Below are 17,858 nucleotides of genomic sequence, written 5' to 3'. Positions count from 1 at the left end.
AGACGCTAATGTTGGCCAATTTGTCGAGCAAAATCCAGTACCCAATCGGAATCCGTACGCAAGGTAATAACGCGAGCACGGCATTTGCGCAGTTCATTGATTACACGCTCGTGGTGGGCACGAGCCTGAGCTGCATACTCGGCGCGGGTCTTGTCGTTGATGTTGAGTTCAATGGTCTCGCCGGTAGCTGAATCCGCCATGACCACCGGGCCTTCGCCGGGTAAGGCTTCATCGGCTGGATCTACCAGGCGAATCGCCATAATCTCTGTCGAGGCCGAGGCAACGCGCAGCGGGCGCGCCCAATCGAGTGATCCAAGGAAATCCGAGATGACAACCAACAGCCCAGCGCGCGGAGCCTGAGTCATTACTGTGTCAATATCCGCTGCGAGGTTATGCTCAGCAGTCGCGTCAGCCAACTGCTTGAGCCGCATCAAGCTGTGGGCACGGCCCTGGCCCGCGGGCACTGGAGTGCCACCGGCGATTAATCCAGTTCGGGACCCCGGGGCGTCGTTAAGCATAGTCACAGCGCCGGCAGCGGCGGTGAGCAGATGTCGTTTGGTGGTATCGGCCAATCCCGTGGACAGACGTGCGGCGGGTTCGGCGACAATCCAGCACTCCAGCTCACGCTCGGCCTCGGAGGTGCGAACATGCGGCACTCCAGTACGGGCTGTCACTGCCCAGTTCATCTGGCGAACATCATCGCCGATGACATATTCGCGGGAGCCAACCGGCTCAGAGCCATCTCCAGTAGCGGTGGAGAGAAAGCTGCCGCGCAAAAGTCCGTTGAGCTTACGCGTAACAGTTAGCTCTAAGTACGCCAGGACGCGTGCAAGATCGTCTTCACGAGCTGACATTAGGAGGCAGTGCCCTCATCGGAGCCAGTGCTCGCGCCTTGGGGAAGGCGCACGTGAGACAACACGATGTCAATAATCCGTTCGGGAGTAACGCCATCGGCCAGGCCCTCATAGGACAGGACCAAGCGATGACGCAGCACGTCGGGAAGCACGGAAACCACATCGTCCGGCACGACATAGTCGCGACCGGAAAACAGCGCGTGGGCGCGGGCAGCCGCGACAGCACCAAGAGTTGCACGCGGTGATGCGCCATAGGAAAGCCAGCGGTCGACATCCTTCAACTCCGCCCGCATCGGATTGCGGGTGAGTTCGATGACGGCCACGATGTAGTCAATCAGTGTGTGGTGGACAAAGACTTCGCGGGTAGCGCGCTGCAGTTCCCGAACACTCTCTGGGGTGAGAATCTGCTGCGCGACTGGAGGGGTGGCTCCCATGCGGTAGACAATCTCCCGCTCTTCCGCCGGAGTGGGGTAACCCACGAGGACCTTAAATAGGAAACGGTCCCGCTGGGCCTCCGGCAGTGGGTAGACACCCTGGTTTTCGATTGGGTTTTGCGTGGCCAGAACCAAAAACGGCTCCGGTACTGGCGTGGACTCCCCTGCGATGGACACCTGGTGCTCTGCCATGACTTCCAGCAGAGCCGACTGCACCTTCGCCGGTGCGCGGTTGATTTCATCAGCGAGCACGATATTTGACATGACCGGGCCGGGCTCGACAATGAACTCCGAGGTGTCCTGGCGGAAAATCCGGGTGCCGACAATATCTGATGGCACCAAATCCGGAGTGAACTGGATACGGGAGTAGGACCCACCCATCACTGTGGCAAAAGTAGACACTGCCAGAGTTTTCGCAACACCCGGAACACCTTCGAGCAGGACATGACCTCCTGCGAGCATCGCGATGAAGAGCTGCTTAATCAGGTGCTCCTGGCCAACCACAACCTTCCCCAGCTCCGCGTATGCGCGCTCGAGGTCCGTGTGGTCAGTGGGCGTTGGGTAGGTCACAGAGAAACCCTTCTTTAGGTCGGTTGCCCGACCTGTAGAACACGTCGTTAGAAACTAGACGAGGCGGACAACGTTCGGTGTCATTCCGTTATAACGGACTGGCGAAATCTTAACCACAGAACCGGACTGCGGTGCCTCAATCATCTTGCCATCGCCCAGGTAGATAGCGACGTGGCCATGACCATTCGGGCCCCAGAACAGCAGGTCACCACGCTTCATCTGAGATGCCGGGTAGTGCTTTCCGCGCTGGTACTGGTAGCCGGTGTAGTGAGGCAGGTCAATGCCGACAGCGGCGTAGGCGTACAGAGTCAGGCCCGAGCAGTCGAAACCAATCTTGTTGTAGTCGCCGTGGGAGTCAGCTACTCCGCCGTCACGGATGCCCTTGGTCGGGCCGTTGGCGTTGCCGCCGCCCCATGCGTATGGGACACCGAGCTGCCCCATCGCGCGTGCGATGACAGTCTCGACCTTCTGGCTGGAAGAACCCGAGGTGCTCTGACCAGTCTCTGGATTCGTCGGCGCCACAGTCTGCGCCGGGGTGCCGCTTGACGACGAGCTGTCGGTGCTAGAAGATTCCGAGGTCTCGGTGGACTCAGAGGAGTCCGAAGATTCGGTCGTCTCAGAGGAACTGGTGGAGCCAGTGGAGTCGGTCGAGCTGCTAGAACCAGTCGAGCCAGTGGAGCCCGTAGAACCAGTCGAGTCGGTAGAGTCAGTGGAACCAGTCGAGTCAGTTGAGCTAGTGGAACCAGTCGAGCCCGTAGAACCAGTGGTGCTAGAGCTTTCATCTGTGGACTCAGAAGAGGAATCCTCATCAGTCTGGTTCGACTGCGCCTCGGCGCGAGTCTTAGCTGCGGCTTCCTCAGCGGCCTTCTTGGCAGCGGCGTCTTCCGCTTCCTTGCGGGCCTGCTCGTTCTCGTAATTCTGGCGCTGGGAGTTCAGCTCGTTGACCGCGTTTCGGGCTGCATCCAAAGATGCCTTTGCGGCATCGCGATCGACCTGAGCCTGCTGGTAATCAGCTTGCTCCTTTTGAAGCTCCTCGTTTGCCTCGGAGTACGCGTTCTGAGCATCGGTGTTTCGCTGGTTTGCGGTGGCTTCCGCCTGCTGAGCCTCGTCACTCTTCTTGCGAAGCGTGGACTCCTGGTTAGCAGCCTCGGTTCGATTCTTATCCAGGGAGTCAACGGTCTGCTCTTGACGATCAGCTTCGCGACGCAAAGCGGACAGGCGGTTAATAGCCTCGGATGCATCTCGCGCACCTTCGAGAATCGAGCCGCTGGAACGTCCCTGGCGCATGATGGTGCGTGCTAGCTCGTCGAACTGCTTCTGGGCACTAGCGAGCTCAGCGCGGGAACGGTCGAGTTGAATCCGTGCCTCGTCGACCGCCTCGCGCGCACGGTTAGCGGCATCTCGAGCGTTCTCAAGGTCTACCATGGCCTTGTTGACATCCTCGCGGAGAGTGCCCATGCGTAGCTCGAGGTCAGATACCCGGCGCTCGCTGGAAGTTACCTCGGCGACCAGGGACTGCAAGTACGACTCGGCGTTAGAGGCCGCCTCGCGCGCTTGACGGATCTGGGCGTCGCTCGGATTTAGTGGTTGTGCAGCTGCGACCTGAGTGTTCGTCGCCAGAAGACCCGCCGTGATAATACCGGCAATTGGACGAGTCCAATATGATGCACGGACTTTGCGATTACTCGGCACCGCGTTACTCCTACATTTCTCCTATGGGTGCGTTCACGCCTCAGAATCGACACCAGCGACTTCCCCATCGTTGGATATCTTCCTGTTGTTGCCTCCAGGTCTTGAGTGGAACTTCGAAAAACGTCGAACCGAAACCAGAACCAAAAGCAACAGCGGCGCTCCCGCGAGTTTTTCATTGGTCAATACTGGACCCTTGAGTCCACTATTGGCATCACGAAGCACTTTACGGGTCAAAAAGCTCTAAAAAAACATAAGTAACAAAATTACCAACTGTCCCCCACTTTGTGACCGTTTCGTTATATGTCGTGGCCTGCGGTTATGGTGAGCCCTAGGTTTCTATGTGAATTATGTCACTATTAGATGACTTATCGGCGTGCCGGAGTGTCGTGGGCCTTTACCTGGGGTACCGGACATAAGAAAAGGTCAAGCTTTAATGCTTGACCTTTGTGAAAATCGTTGACACGGTTACGGTGGCTGCAACAGTGTTATCCAATTCAGATAGTGGCTGATTTCTCCACTGCTACCAGTTTTTGGGGCATTTGCCCTGTCTTTCGCCTGGGGGTGGAAAACCGGGGACGGTGAATGTATTCAGTGAGACCGTTAGCTTCAGCGTCCGTCGTAAAGCGAACTCTTAAGCGGTTGGGCGTGTGCGTAGCCAGTAGAACGTCAGTCCGACGAAGAGTGCGACGATAACGACGCCTGCGATGAGGCTGTAAAGAGTCCACGGAACGACGTAGTTAGTGAGCTCGTGCAAATAGGCATCGAGGCCCGCCGGATAGTCTCGTGGAGTCTCCATCATTGCGTGGTCGGCGCGTTCAATGGCTGCGCGGGGGAAATCGGCAGATGCGGTGGCCACATTGCCCGGTGTGCGCACGACAGTGGTGCCGCCGACTTGGTCCGCTACTTGGCGGGCAAAGGAAAAGATGTCGGTGTTCTTTTGTTCGGCGACGGGGTAAATCTTCTCGCTATCTAGGTAGATGATATTGAAATTGGGCACCCCCCGATTTGCTGCATCGTCGACAATTGGCTGGACCGCTTCTCGGAGCTGTGGGTTATTTGTCACGATGTTGTCGGTGCGTAGCTGAGCGACCACCTTCTCGACGGTTTCTTTCGCTGCCTGTGAATCTGCTGGCGTATGCATTAATTGCCTTCCGTATCGTGCTCCTGTTTTGCGTGAGAATGGTTTCCACGCGCCCCAATTTGGCGGAGATGCTGCTTCGTTTGTCCTATCTATAATGGCCTGCTCTGGATGTGAACGGGGGTAGCGTGACTCGGCGCGCCGCGAGCAATCTACATACAGAACGTTCGTACTGTTATTGTTGATGCAAGGACGGTAACGCTTCCTTAAAAACGTGTGTGTGGGCTCGTGTGCCCCGCGTCGTGATTATTGCTTTAATTGGTTGATAAGGGGCGGCGTGATCGCACCTATGCCTTGTGGAGAGCCGAAATTCGAGTGCCGGACTCTTCAGTTAAGGCGACAATTCACCCGAATAGAAATGGAGCTGACTGTGGCTGAAAGCAAGAACTCTTTCAACGCCCTGCGCAAGCTTGAGGTCGGAGACAAGTCTTATGACTACTTCGCTCTTGACGCCGTGCCGGGTATGGAGAAGCTGCCTTACTCGTTGAAGGTTCTCGGTGAGAACCTGCTGCGCAACGAAGATGGCGCCAACATCACTGAGGAGCACATCAAGGCTGTCGCCAACTGGGTTCCTTCGGCTGATCCGTCGATCGAGATTCAGTTCACCCCTGCTCGCGTTATTATGCAGGACTTCACCGGCGTCGCCTGTGTTGTTGACCTGGCTACCATGCGTGAGGCTGTTAAGACTCTCGGCGGCGACCCGGATCAGGTTAACCCGCTGAACCCGGCAGAGATGGTCATCGACCACTCGGTCATCATCGAGGCCTTCGGTAGCGAAGACGCTCTGGCTAAGAACGTCGAGATTGAGTACCAGCGCAATGATGAGCGCTACAAGTTCCTCCGTTGGGGTACTGGCGCATTCTCCAACTTCCGCGTTGTTCCTCCGGGAACCGGTATTGTCCACCAGGTCAACATCGAGTACCTGGCTCGCGTTGTCTTCGAGAACAACGGCCTGGCATACCCGGACACCTGTGTTGGTACTGACTCCCACACGACCATGCAGAACGGCCTGGGCATCCTGGGCTGGGGTGTCGGTGGTATTGAGGCTGAGGCCGCAATGCTTGGCCAGCCGATCTCCATGCTCATTCCGCGCGTCGTTGGCTTCAAGCTGACTGGCGACATTCAGCCGGGCGTTACCGCAACCGACGTTGTGCTCACCGTCACCGATATGCTGCGCCAGCACGGCGTCGTCGGCAAGTTCGTAGAGTTCTACGGCGCTGGCGTTTCCAAGCTGCCGCTGGCTAACCGTGCAACCATCGGTAACATGTCGCCGGAGTTCGGTTCCACCGCCGCAATCTTCCCGATCGACGATGAGACCGTCAAGTACCTGGCCCTGACCGGCCGTGACAAGGAGACCCTGGAGCGCGTCGAGGCTTACGCCAAGGCTCAGGGCATGTGGTTGGACGAGAACACTCCGGAGGCTGAGTACTCCGAGTACCTCGAGCTGGACTTGTCCACCGTCGTTCCGTCCATCGCTGGCCCGAAGCGCCCGCAGGACCGCATCGAGTTGGCTTCCGCCAAGGAGCAGTTCCGCAAGGACCTGCACAACTACTCCGACGGCGAGATCAAGGGCGCTGTCAAGGCTTCCGCACCGACCTCCGAGCTGGCTGCAGACTACAACGAGTCCCGCGAGGGCCACGGCGAGTCCGCCGCTAACGGCGCTGAAGGTCGCCCGAGCTCCCCGATTACCGTCACTTCCCCGAAGGGCGGCGAGTACACGCTCGACCACGGTATGGTCGCTATCGCTTCCATCACCTCTTGTACCAACACCTCCAACCCGTCGGTCATGATTGGTGCTGGTCTGTTGGCACGCAAGGCAGTCGAGAAGGGTCTGCAGGCTAAGCCGTGGGTCAAGACCATTTGTGCTCCGGGCTCCCAGGTTGTTAACGGCTACTTCAAGCGTGCTGACCTGTGGAAGGACCTCGAGGCTCTGGGCTTCTACCTGTCCGGCTTCGGTTGTGCAACCTGTATCGGTAACTCCGGTCCGCTGCCGGCTGAGATTTCCTCCGCCATCAACGAGGCCGACCTGGCTGCTACCGCGGTTCTGTCCGGTAACCGTAACTTCGAAGGCCGCATCTCCCCTGACGTGAAGATGAACTACCTGGCCTCCCCGATCCTGGTTATCGCTTACTCTATCGCCGGTACCATGGACTTCGACTTCGAAACTGACGCCCTGGGTCAGGACGCAGAGGGCAACGATGTCTTCCTACGCGACATTTGGCCGTCCACCGAAGAGATCGAAGCAACCATCGAGGCCTCCATCTCCTCCGAGCTGTACGACGAGGACTACAAGGATGTCTTCGCTGGTGACGAGCGCTGGCAGAACCTGCCGACCCCGGAGGGCAAGACCTTCGCTTGGGACGACAAGTCCTCCTACATCCGCAAGGCACCGTACTTCGACGAGATGGAAATGGAGCCGGCACCGGTTTCCGACATCAAGGGCGCTCGCGTCCTTGCTGCCCTGGGTGACTCGGTGACCACCGACCACATCTCCCCGGCTTCCTCCATTAAGCCGGGCACCCCGGCTGCTCAGTACCTCGACTCCATGGGCGTTGAGCGCAAGGACTACAACTCCCTGGGTTCCCGTCGTGGTAACCACGAGGTCATGGTGCGCGGCACCTTCGCTAACATCCGCCTGCAGAACCAGCTGCTTGACGGTGTTACCGGTGGCTACACCCGCGACTTCACCCAGGAGGGTGGCCCGCAGGCCTTCATCTACGACGCTGCCATGAACTACAAGGAGGCTGGCACTCCGCTGGTCGTCGTTGGTGGTAAGGAATACGGCACCGGTTCCTCCCGTGACTGGGCAGCTAAGGGCACCCTGCTGCTGGGCGTCAAGGCTGTTATCGCTGAGTCCTTCGAGCGTATCCACCGCTCGAACCTCATCGGCATGGGCGTTGTTCCGCTGCAGTTCCCGGAGGGTGAGTCCTGGAAGTCCCTGGGCATCGATGGCACTGAGACCTTCGACATCGCTGGTCTGGAGGAGCTGAACAACGGCTCCATCCCGAAGACCGTCAAGGTTACGGTTACCAAGGAAAACGGCGAGTCCTTCGACTTCGACGCTGTGGTCCGCATCGATACCCCTGGTGAGGCTGACTACTACCGCCACGGCGGTATTCTGCAGTACGTCCTGCGCAACATGATCAAGGGCAACTAGTTTCCCTTTGACTCGTGCGCGCTAGGGCTTGTTACAAGCAGCGCTTCTAGAGGCCGGTAGGTAGCGCTAGCCCGCGGATTCATACCCCACGGGCTAGCGCCCTGCCGGCCTCGGGTTTCTCTACCCCAACCAAACTGAGGCTTGGGAAGTATAGGAATGGCGCTGCCACGTCATGCAGTGAAACATGTCCCTGGGCGTCGCCGGCAAGAAAAGAGTTTCCTTATGCCAAAAGTGAGTAACCAGGATTTAGCTCAACGGAGGCACGAAATTCTCGACGGCGCTCGGCAGTGCTTTGCAGAATTCGGCTACGACGGCGCAACGGTCTCTCGTCTGGAGTCCGCTACCGGTAAGTCTCGCGGTGCTATTTTCCATCACTTCGGATCCAAAGAAGGTCTGTTCTTAGCATTGGCCGAAGAAGATGCCGCAAATATGGCGGAAGTCGCGGAGGCTTCCGGCTTAGTGGAAGTAATGCGTGACATCGTGGCGAACCCAGACAAGCATGGCTGGCTGGGAACTCGCCTTGAGATTGCCCGTCGCCTTCGCAGCGATCCGGAGTTTAAGGGCCAATGGTTGGGCCATCAGGATCAATTGGATGACGCTGTTGCCCACCGATTGACCCAGACATCCTCATCCGGCTCCCTACGGTCGGATTATTCGGTTCGCACGATGCAGCTTTTTCTCGAGCTGATGCTCGATGGCATCATCGTTCGTCTGGCATCTGGTCGCACTGTCGACGAATTGGATTCCGTGCTTGATTTAGTTGAAGACAGCTTACGGCGCAAGGACTAGCCACTCAGGCTAGGCCTGATAGCGTTACGTACCACCCGCTCCCCTAATACGGGAGCGGGTTTCGGCTTTCTGCCGTGCATTTACCCCGTTTGACCGGTGAAGATGCATAGATTTCACTCAATATGGACTAAGCTGTCTATTTATGAGTGTGGGTAAGTTTTTGTTGGTGGCGCTCCGCCCCGCAGATGGTGCGGGGCAAGCCGAGTACCAGGACTTTCTGGATTCCACCGGGCTTGAGCCCAGCCAGTTGGACCTGTTTACCATCGACGCTGTCGGCGCTAAGTTGCCCGACCTGACCTCCTATGACGGCGTATTTGTCGGAGGCAGCCCATTTAACATCACCGACCTTGAGCATTCAGGTTTGCAGAAGTATTCGCACGATGTGCTTTACGACGTACTTAGGAGTCCTGTCCCCGCACTGCTTATCTGCTACGGCGCTAGCTACACAGCCTTTACTTCGGGTGGTTTGGTTAACCTGCGCCACGGCGAAGTAGCGGGTTCTACCCGGGTAGAGCTCACCGAAGCCGCCACTCAAGATCCAATAGCTTCGGTGTTGCCTCCGGTTTTTTATGCGTTGACTGGCCACAAGGAATCCGTTGCGGAACTTCCCAATCACGCAGCTTTGCTTGCCACAGGTCCAACCTGTCCGGTGCAGATGTACTCGATCGGATCGAATAACTGGGTTACCCAATTTCATCCGGAGATGAATGCTAACGGACTGCTCCGCAGAATGTCTTTCTACACCGACGTCGGTTACTTTGACCCGGAGGAAGTCGACGCGATTCGACTAAAGGTATCTGATGTGGACCTCCAGGCCGTCTCGTCAATCATCCCCCGATTTATGCACGTATGTACGCATGCAGCCAATCCGAGCCTGCTAGTGGTGCAGTAGTCTCCGTCCCCCTCTAGCTCCCTTTTTCACGAAATTTGTTCCCGCAAATGTCTACCTCCGCCAAGCCCTTCCTCCTGCTTTCCACACGCGGCGAAGATGCCGCAGCTCACGCTGAACATCTCTCATTTGCCAGGAGGTGTGCATTGGCGCCGGCAAAGTTGCATCAAATTCGCCTGGAACAGTCTCGTCCGGGGAATCTGAATCTAGATAACTACTCGGGCGTAATCGTTGGCGGAGGTCCCTTTAACGCCTCTGATGACGATAAGAGCTATCTACAGAAGGAAGTCGAGACCTGGTTCGAGGATTTGTTGGCAGAAGTGCTCGAACGAGACTTCCCCTTCTTCGGAGCTTGTTATGGCGTCGGCCTGCTCGGTACTGCTGGCCATGGCCGTGTCTCCCGCAAGCACGGGGAGCAGGCAGCTGTAATCGAAGTAGCTGCAACTCCAGATGGCGAATCAGATCCAATTCTTGATGGTTTACCGGCCCACTTTCACGCCATCGTCGGCCACAAGGAGGCCATCGAAGAACTGCCTGGCGACGCTACGTTGTTGGCAACTGGTAAGGACTGCCCCGTACAGATGTTTCGGTTGGGCCGCAATGCATATGCGACGCAGTTTCACCCGGAATTAGATGCCAACACATTTGCCCAGCGTCTCCAGATTTACGCAAATGAGGGCTACTATTTACCAGGAACAGATCTTAAAGCGGTGTCGGCCGCGCGACAGTTGGATGTTGCTCGAAGTGGGCGTATTCTTCAGAATTTCGCTCGGCTCCATACCGCTTGTAGAGGCTGATTAGTTTTATCTAGTGGCAATAAGCAAAAGGAATGTGATTGTCGCATGGAGAGGTGGAATCCCGATTCGGCACTTGCCGGACAGTCACCATCAATTGAAATGTCTGTGTTGCGATCCGGTGCGATTATTATTGCCGTCACCGGATTTTTGTGGCAGATTGAATCGGCTATTCGTTCTGTCCCCTTAGAAAACTTTCTGAGCCACTGGTTCCCTTTTGCATCACTACTCATATTCATTCTCAGCGATATGTTGCTGATTTGGGCAGTGATCAACAATACGCGGCGAGGCCTTATTGCCGCACTGCGTGTACCGATGTACATCATGTTGGTTTTCCTGATGTTGGTCTCAACCTATTGGGATCTGCCTCATAACTCCATTGGAAATGCACTCTGGTATAGCCCATTTTCAGGTTTGGCCCTCGCTGCATTTGCGCTGACGGTGCCACTCCACATCAGTTTGTCCGTGATGGTATTTGTTCCCGGACTGATTGCCGTCATTAATTCATGGTTGCTGGGGCACACTTTTTGGCTCGACATGTTGTCGGATGTCGGATTCAATCTCATCAACACTTTTCCATTTGTGATTATCGCGGGCTCTGCACAACCCGTCGCAAGGCTTATTGACTACACCTACGAGAATTCTCGGAAGGTCAATGAGAGAGCGGAGCGTATGCGTGTCCGCGGAGAGGCAATGAGTAGCTTCAACGCCTATGTTCATGACTATGTATTAGCCGCACTGTCTGCAATTGGTAAGGGCTCTAAGATTGACTTCTCGCTAGACGAGCAGACTGGGCTGTTTTTCTCGCCTCGGCAAACAGTAAGCGGTCGAACTTTTGCGGAGGCTGTACGGGCGCAATTGCTGTCGGTGAGCTCTGACATTTCGGTAACGCTAGATACCAGCGAAGAAGGCGGTCCAGTTCGTCTCCCAGGAGAAGTTGCTAACACGTTCCTATTAGCTGCAACTGAGGTGGCAAATAATGCCAAGCGTCATGCAGGTACCACGGCGGAAAAGAAGTGCCACATTCGTGTTGCCTCTGGCGAGGTCTCCATTGATTTTCGTGACGATGGCAGCGGGTTCGACCCCGAGGGAATTGACCCGCATCGTGCAGGTATTCGATTAAGCGTTAAAGGTCGAATGGAGGCCCTTCGTGGCGGAGATGCCGACGTTAAATCAAAACCTGGGAAAGGTACTCAGGTTATTCTCAAATGGCACGGTAATACCTCTCCTGTGGAAGAGGAAGATGTAGTCGATTCCTCGGCTCATACGACATCGCTGTATGACCTCATGGGAATGTCGATTGTTTTTTCCTGGCAGTTCTACGGCGCGATCGTCGGCGTGTTGTTCATGGTCCTAGTCAGTAATGGGCAATTATTTACGACGGCAGGACAAATCAGCCTGGCGTTAGCGATCGGTCTTCTCGGGCTAATTATGTATGGTCGCCATTCGCAATTGCCGTTGAATCGCGCATTTGTAATTGGTGTCGCAATTGTTGTATTAGCTGGGGTTGGGCTTTACCAGCCCATTCCAAATAATTTGGAATGGTCGTATTTCTGGCACTTTAGCTTAATTTCTTTTGCGTCTGCATTGCTCGCCATCCGCGGCCGACCCTGGGTTGCACTGAATTCAGTGCTCGGTGGCGCAATCCTGGTGGAGATACTCAAGTTCTTCCCCTTTGCCCCCTCGGATTCCACCCACATCAGTATCTCTGGAGTCGACCTGCTAGTTCGCTCCGTGATGCTGGTCGCTGGAATTTTGACGTCCATCATGGTCCGCTTTTTTATGCGTACCGTTCCGCAGTCTATTCAGGATTATAATCGTGCGCTGTACGCTGCCGGTGCTGCCAAAGAGTACGAAATCAGCAGCCAGAGCAACTACGAATGGCTGCAGCGTCGGGTCGGTCCCATATTTAGCGCCGCTGCAGTTTTGGATAAACCGACCCCGCGATTGCAGTTGCGTGCGCGTCTCACAGAGCAGCTCCTCCGAGACGTTCTACGTTCGCCGCATCTAAATGTCGGGTCACTTCACCAAGCTGTTTGGGACGCGCGGGCCAGAGGCGTTCATGTCCGGCTCCTCGATGACCGCAATCACACGCAGGCCGTTTCCGGTAGCACCGATGTGCGCCGTATTCCGCTTGTCGACGATGATTCCGCGGTGGCTAAGTTGATGCCGAGCTTCCTCGAAGCGATCGATAACGCCGAAGAAGGATCGGTAACAATTCGTCTATTGCCCCCGGGCAGACGTGCATTTGCATCCATTTCTGATGACAATGGAGTGCAAAGGTTTGATGAAGCCGGTGAGAGGATAGTGATGTCACGTGACTAGGGAGAACATTGCGGGAATGAGCAATGCTTCCATCGACGTCTCGGCTGCAATTGACTCCGACAACATCGGAGATTACAGCGTGCAGTCGGATCGTTTGCTTCGCGTTGCTGCGATTGATGATCATGCCTTGACGCTGCAGGGGCTCGAAACCCTGCTGTCTGCAGAGCCAGACTTTGAGCTCGTCGGCTGTTATCAAACCGTGCCGGCACTACTGGCTGATGTGGGCACTGATGATCGCCTGGATGTGGTCGTGCTGGATCTGCGGCTGGCGGATAATTCAGATCCAGCGCAGAACGTGCTCTCGCTGGAATTGGTCACCGACCACGTGCTCATTCTCTCGTCAGCTGAAAGCCCATACCTTGTCCGAAAGGCAGTGCGTACCGGAGTGATGGGGGTTGTTCAGAAATCGGAAACCCCGGAAACAGTCGTGTCTGCAGTGCGGCTGGCGGCGCTTGGCAAGGGCGCGCTGACTACGGAATGGGCATCGGTAGTGGACTCTGATCCCCTGCTCGATTCTGTCGATTTGTCAGAACGCCAGCGTGAGGTACTGGAGCTCTACGCCTCCGGTGAGTCGACGAAGCGAGTCGCGTCGATGACAGGGCTGACACCGAATACCGTGTTGGACTACTTGGGCCGCATTCGAGCCAAGTATGCGGCAGCTGGCCGGGCCGAGAACAGCCTTAACAAGTCGGAGATGTATAGGCTCGCCCAGCAGGACGGTTACCTGCCTGGGCCAATGGATCCGTCTTAAGCCAGCTCGACGATTTCCATGTAGTCGTCACTCCAGAGGTCTTCCGTGCCGTCGGGAAGCACGATGACGCGCTCGGGCTCTAACGCCTTGACCGCACCTGGATCGTGGGTAACCAGTACGACGGCCCCGGTGTATGTACGCAGTGCGTCGAGCACCTGTTCGCGGGACTGAGGGTCGAGGTTGTTAGTGGGCTCGTCGAGAAGCAGGACGTTTGCGCGGGAGCTAACCAGCGTCGCCAGCGCTAGACGTGTCTTCTCACCACCGGAGAGGGTACCCGCTGGCTGCTGCAGCTTATCGCCGGAGAACATAAAGGCACCGAGTAGGCTCCGCAGTTCCGGCTCGTTGACGTCAGGGCAGGCGTAGACGGTGTTTTCCCAGACAGTCTTGTCCGGGTCAATCGTGTCATGTTCCTGGGCGAAGTAGCCGATGCGCAGGCCGTGGCCGGAGACGATGCCGCCTTCGCCATCGGTGCGCTCCACACCGGCGAGTAGCTTCAGTAGCGTCGTCTTACCAGCACCGTTGAAACCGAGGACAACCACGCGGGAACCCTTGTCAATCGCAAGATCCACACCGGCGAAGACTTCCAACGAGCCATACATCTTGGTCAGTCCCGTGGCGTTGAGTGGAGTCTTGCCACAGGGCGCCGGCTCTGGGAAGGAAATGTGGGCGACCTTGTCCTCGACGCGGACCTCGTCGAGACTATCCATCATACGCTCAGCACGAGCCACCATCTGCTTGGCCGCACGGGCTTTCGTCGCCTTCGCACCTAGCTTCTCGGCCTGCTTGCGCAGTGCGCTGGCCTTCTTCTCCGCGTTAGCGAACTCGCGGCGACGTCGAGCCTCATCGGTCGCGCGTGCCGACAGGTAGTTCTTCCAGCCCATGTTGTACACATCAGCTTCGGCGCGCACCGCGTCGAGGAACCAGACTTTGTTACACACGGCCTCGAGCAGCTCGACATCGTGCGAGATCATAATCAAGCCGCCCTCATGCTTGCTGAGGAATTCGCGGAGCCAGGTAATCGAATCCGCATCGAGGTGGTTCGTCGGCTCGTCGAGAAGCAGTGTCGTGGCGGACTTGCCTGAGCCTTCGGTAGCGGCGAAGAGAATCTGAGCAAGTTCGACACGGCGGCGCTGACCACCCGAGAGCGTCTTCAGAGGCTGGTCGAGTATACGCTCCGGCAACCCCAGCGCGTCGCAAATGCGGGCTGCCTCAGCGTTCGCCTCGTAGCCGCCGAGATCGTGGTAGCGCTCCTCGAGACGCGAAAACTTCCGAATCGCCGCATCGCGCTTCGTGTCAGTGGTCGCGGTCTCCATGATCTCCTGCTGGCGATCCATGCTCCGGCGGATTTGGTCAAGGCCTCGCGCCGACAGCACACGGTCGCGGGCGGAGATGTCGATGTTGCCTTCGCGTGAGTCCTGTGGCAGGTAACCAATTGAGCCAGAGCGCACCACGGAGCCACCGTAGGGCTCAGTTTCGCCGGAGAGGATACGCATAGTCGTCGTTTTGCCAGCACCATTTCGCCCGACGAGTCCAATCCGGTCTCCCGGCTGGACGCGCAGCTGCTCACCCGGCGCAGTGAGCAGGGTACGGGCGCCGACTCGGACTTCAAGGTCATGGGTCACAATCACGAACGAGTAGCCTACCAGTTATGACTTCATTTCCCGTGACCGCCTCCGTCGTCGGCCTCGGGCCCGCCGGAAGAATCGCCGCCCACCGTGCATCCGCTCGCGGCTGGGATGTCACCGCTTATGACCCCGCCGGTGGCACGCTGCCCTCGACGATTGGTCTCTGGTGCGACCAACTCCCCGACTGGTTGCCCAGCGACTTCCTCGCCGCCACTTTTCAACCCAGCGTCATTCTTGCCGACGGCACCGAACGTCAGCTCGCCCGCAACTACGGCGTTGTTAACAAGGACTGCCTGCAAGAACTTGGCGGTTTCCACATCGAACGCCGCGCACTCACCGATTCCGAAACCACGGGTACTGACATCACAATTGTCACCACCGGGCGCACGCACGCCGCAGTCGGGCGAGGTGGGCAGGTACGGCAGCTCGCCATCGGGCACATCTTTTCGCTTGACGACGTCCCCAGTGCCCACCGCCGCGCAGTCCTCATGGACTTCACTCCGGCTGAACCGGTTGACCCAGCGGCAGAGCCGGCTAGTTTCTCCTATCGCATTTTCTTGGATGACAGGACCTTCCTCATTGAAGAGACCATTCTCGCTACTCCGACTCCTATGGTTGACGGGTATCGTGGCGAAGCCGGTGCTGCAGTCCGGATCGGCGGTGAGGCCGATGACTCCGCACTTTTAGCGCTGTTGCGTAGACGCCAAAGTGCACGGTTGAAGTCCCTGGGGCTTTCGGAAGATCTGGCCATCGATGAAGAAGTGGTGTCCTTTCCCCTACTGGCAAACTTTCCCTCTCGCCGCGGTAACTTCTGGCACAGTGGACCATCCATGGGCACCCTCTTCGGCTTTGCTGGTGGTTGGATGCATCCTGCCACTGGTTACTCGGTGGGTTCGGTTATCGAAGATGTCGACCGCTTCTTGGCCGATATGGAAAAGAAGGGAAGCCGGACGCTGGGGACGTCGTTAAGCATGCGATTGCAGCGATGGCTACGCGAACGTGGGCTCGCGGCGTTGCTGGGGTTCGATGCACGACAGACGGGTGCGTTTTTCCGGGCGTTCTTTTCGTTGCCGGAGAAGGACATTTTTGCCTATTTGATAGGGACATCCCCACTGACGACGCTTCGCGCTATGGCGAAAGTGGCCGTGCCTTTGCTGAAAATGAGTCCGCGTACGTGCGGAAAGCTCATCGCTGGGTTTGTGCGGGGACCTGGGAGATGGAGAACTCGTTGACCGGGAGCATATACATCAGCCGATTTGTGGGGTGATACCAACAATTAAAGCGGTGTGGTTTTTGCATTCACCGGAGTACAAACGCTTATGATAAATGAATGACTTCGACGCAATCTGAGGAGACTTCCTCACAAAACCATAAGCTTCAGCGCAGGCTGAGAGCTCGCCACCTGAACATGATTGCCATTGGTGGTGCCATTGGTACGGGCCTGTTTGTTGCCTCCGGTGCGACCATTTCGCAGGCCGGTCCAGGCGGTGCGCTTATCGCTTACGCTCTTATCGGCATCATGGTGTGGCTGGTTATGCAGTCTCTCGGCGAGATGGCCGCTTACCTGCCGGTGCCCGGTTCCTTCCAGGAGTACGGTCGCCGATACGTCTCAGAATCCTTCGGCTTTGCCATGGGCTGGAACTACTGGTTTAACTGGGCGATTACTGTGGCCGCAGAGCTCGTCGCTGCTGCGCTGGTGATGCGCTATTGGTTCCCGGATGTGCCTTCAATCATCTGGTCCGCGCTCTTCCTCGCGATTCTATTCGGGCTGAATGCCCTGTCCGCACGTGCATTCGGCGAGGGTGAGTTTTGGTTTGCGACCATCAAGGTCATTACCGTCATCGTCTTCCTCGTTCTTGGTGTCGGCATGATTTTCGGCATCTTGGGCGGGTCCTCCCCCGGCTTCGAAAACTGGACCACGGGCGACGCCCCATTCGTCAATGGCGGAATGGGACTGTTGGCTGTCTTCGTCGTAGCCGGATACTCCTTCCAGGGCACCGAGATGGTTGGTGTAGCAGCAGGTGAGGCCGAGGATCCTGAGCGTACGATTCCCCGCGCGATTCGCACTATCTTCTGGCGTATCCTGCTGTTCTACATCGGTGCCATCGCTGTTATTGGTTTCCTTATTGCGTACACGGACCCGAATCTTCTGAACGCCGCCGAGGACAACATTTCCATTTCACCGTTCACCCTGGTCTTTGAACGCGCAGGTATCGCGATTGCCGCTGGCCTGATGAACGCTGTCATTCTGACTTCGGTCTTGTCCGCGGGTAACTCCGGTATGTATGTGTCCACTCGTATGCTGTTTTCCCTGGCCCGCCAGGGACACGCTCCGCGTTACTTCGGCAAGCTTTCCGGGCACGGCGTTCCGCTGCGCGCTCTGATTGCCACCGCTGTGATCGGTATGGCTGGCTTCATTACTTCATTGGTAGGCGATGGCGTGGCGTACACCTTCTTGTTGACACTTTCTGCGCTCGCGGGCTTTATCACCTGGTTTGGCATCTCTTACAGTCACTACCGCTTCCGCAAGTGTCTGAAGGCCCAGAACATCCCGTTGGGTTCGCTTCCCTACAAGGCGAACTTTTTCCCTGCCGGTGCTGTGCTGGCACTGATTATGTGCTTCTTTGTGGTGGCCGGACAGGCACTTGATCCGATCCGCACTGGCGAAAATATCTTCGCTATCCTCACTCCGTACCTGGGTATTCCGGTATTCGTCCTGCTGTGGTTCATCCATAAGAAGGTCACGGGCTCCAAGCTCGTTGACCCGGCCACCGCAGACATGAGTCGCGAATAGCTGCGAAGAGCTGTGAATAGATGCGAGTAGCTATGCATCTCGCATC

The 17,858-nt window shown here is 57.1% G+C and carries 13 protein-coding genes; 8 read left to right on the top strand and 5 right to left on the bottom strand.

All coding sequences use genetic code 11. The features are described 5' to 3' along the window. Positions 1 to 5 precede the first annotated feature (5 nt). The 4 genes from QP982_RS04205 to QP982_RS04190 all read right to left on the bottom strand — a co-directional run bounded on the left by QP982_RS04205 (position 6) and on the right by QP982_RS04190 (position 4,691). A complete protein-coding gene (locus QP982_RS04205; RefSeq protein ID WP_284870240.1) occupies positions 6 to 854 on the bottom strand; it encodes a DUF58 domain-containing protein in 849 nt (282 codons plus the stop codon). Continuing rightward, the gene (locus tag QP982_RS04200; protein ID WP_016422767.1) at positions 854 to 1,858 is read right to left on the bottom strand and encodes an AAA family ATPase; all 1,005 of its coding nucleotides are present in this window, start codon (positions 1,856 to 1,858) and stop codon (positions 854 to 856) included. The genes QP982_RS04205 and QP982_RS04200 overlap by 1 nt, the downstream gene beginning before the upstream one ends. 54 nt (positions 1,859 to 1,912) lie before the next feature. Next, positions 1,913 to 3,550, bottom strand: coding sequence for a DIP1281 family NlpC/P60 protein (locus QP982_RS04195; protein WP_070429717.1), 1,638 nt, complete (start codon positions 3,548 to 3,550; stop codon positions 1,913 to 1,915). Positions 3,551 to 4,181: 631 nt separating this feature from the next. After that, on the bottom strand, positions 4,182 to 4,691 hold the full coding sequence (locus QP982_RS04190; RefSeq protein ID WP_048734147.1) for an Rv1476 family membrane protein: 510 nt from the start codon (positions 4,689 to 4,691) through the stop codon (positions 4,182 to 4,184). Between the two features lie 367 nt (positions 4,692 to 5,058). On the opposite strand from QP982_RS04190, the gene acnA reads away from it, so the two are divergent. The 6 genes from acnA to QP982_RS04160 all read left to right on the top strand — a co-directional run bounded on the left by acnA (position 5,059) and on the right by QP982_RS04160 (position 13,393). Beyond that, complete coding sequence (acnA, locus tag QP982_RS04185; RefSeq protein ID WP_080971469.1) at positions 5,059 to 7,845, top strand: aconitate hydratase AcnA; 2,787 nt, start codon at positions 5,059 to 5,061, stop codon at positions 7,843 to 7,845. A 222-nt stretch (positions 7,846 to 8,067) separates the two neighbouring features. Beyond that, positions 8,068 to 8,634 carry a TetR/AcrR family transcriptional regulator gene (locus tag QP982_RS04180; protein WP_016422763.1) on the top strand — a complete coding sequence of 189 codons (567 nt, stop codon included), beginning with the start codon at positions 8,068 to 8,070 and terminating at the stop codon, positions 8,632 to 8,634. A 142-nt stretch (positions 8,635 to 8,776) separates the two neighbouring features. Then, on the top strand, positions 8,777 to 9,526 hold the full coding sequence (locus QP982_RS04175; protein WP_284870239.1) for a glutamine amidotransferase-related protein: 750 nt from the start codon (positions 8,777 to 8,779) through the stop codon (positions 9,524 to 9,526). Positions 9,527 to 9,573: 47 nt separating this feature from the next. Next, positions 9,574 to 10,320, top strand: a complete 747-nt coding sequence (locus QP982_RS04170; protein ID WP_284870238.1) for a glutamine amidotransferase — start codon at positions 9,574 to 9,576, stop codon at positions 10,318 to 10,320. A gap of 45 nt (positions 10,321 to 10,365) precedes the next feature. Further along, positions 10,366 to 12,642, top strand: a complete 2,277-nt coding sequence (locus QP982_RS04165) for a sensor histidine kinase (RefSeq protein WP_187402671.1) — start codon at positions 10,366 to 10,368, stop codon at positions 12,640 to 12,642. Beyond that, complete coding sequence (locus tag QP982_RS04160; RefSeq protein ID WP_224786551.1) at positions 12,635 to 13,393, top strand: response regulator transcription factor; 759 nt, start codon at positions 12,635 to 12,637, stop codon at positions 13,391 to 13,393. Before QP982_RS04165 ends, QP982_RS04160 begins: the two co-directional genes overlap by 8 nt. Here QP982_RS04160 and QP982_RS04155 read toward each other — a convergent pair. Beyond that, entirely contained in the window at positions 13,390 to 15,021 is a 1,632-nt protein-coding gene (locus QP982_RS04155) for an ABC-F family ATP-binding cassette domain-containing protein (RefSeq protein WP_070601446.1), read from the bottom strand. The two genes, QP982_RS04160 and QP982_RS04155, sit on opposite strands and share 4 nt — an antisense overlap. 20 nt (positions 15,022 to 15,041) lie before the next feature. On the opposite strand from QP982_RS04155, the gene QP982_RS04150 reads away from it, so the two are divergent. After that, positions 15,042 to 16,250: a lycopene cyclase family protein gene (locus tag QP982_RS04150; RefSeq protein ID WP_284870237.1), complete on the top strand. Its 1,209-nt coding sequence runs from the start codon at positions 15,042 to 15,044 to the stop codon at positions 16,248 to 16,250. Between the two features lie 98 nt (positions 16,251 to 16,348). Then, positions 16,349 to 17,812: an amino acid permease gene (locus QP982_RS04145; protein WP_042388689.1), complete on the top strand. Its 1,464-nt coding sequence runs from the start codon at positions 16,349 to 16,351 to the stop codon at positions 17,810 to 17,812. The last annotated feature ends 46 nt before the right edge of the window (positions 17,813 to 17,858 follow it).

The sequence above is a fragment of the Corynebacterium sp. MSK019 genome, assembly GCF_030232425.1.
Classification (GTDB): Bacteria; Actinomycetota; Actinomycetes; order Mycobacteriales; family Mycobacteriaceae; genus Corynebacterium; species Corynebacterium jeikeium_D.
Note: the sequence above shows the minus strand (reverse complement) of the source record. Positions and strands in the feature narration are given on the sequence as shown.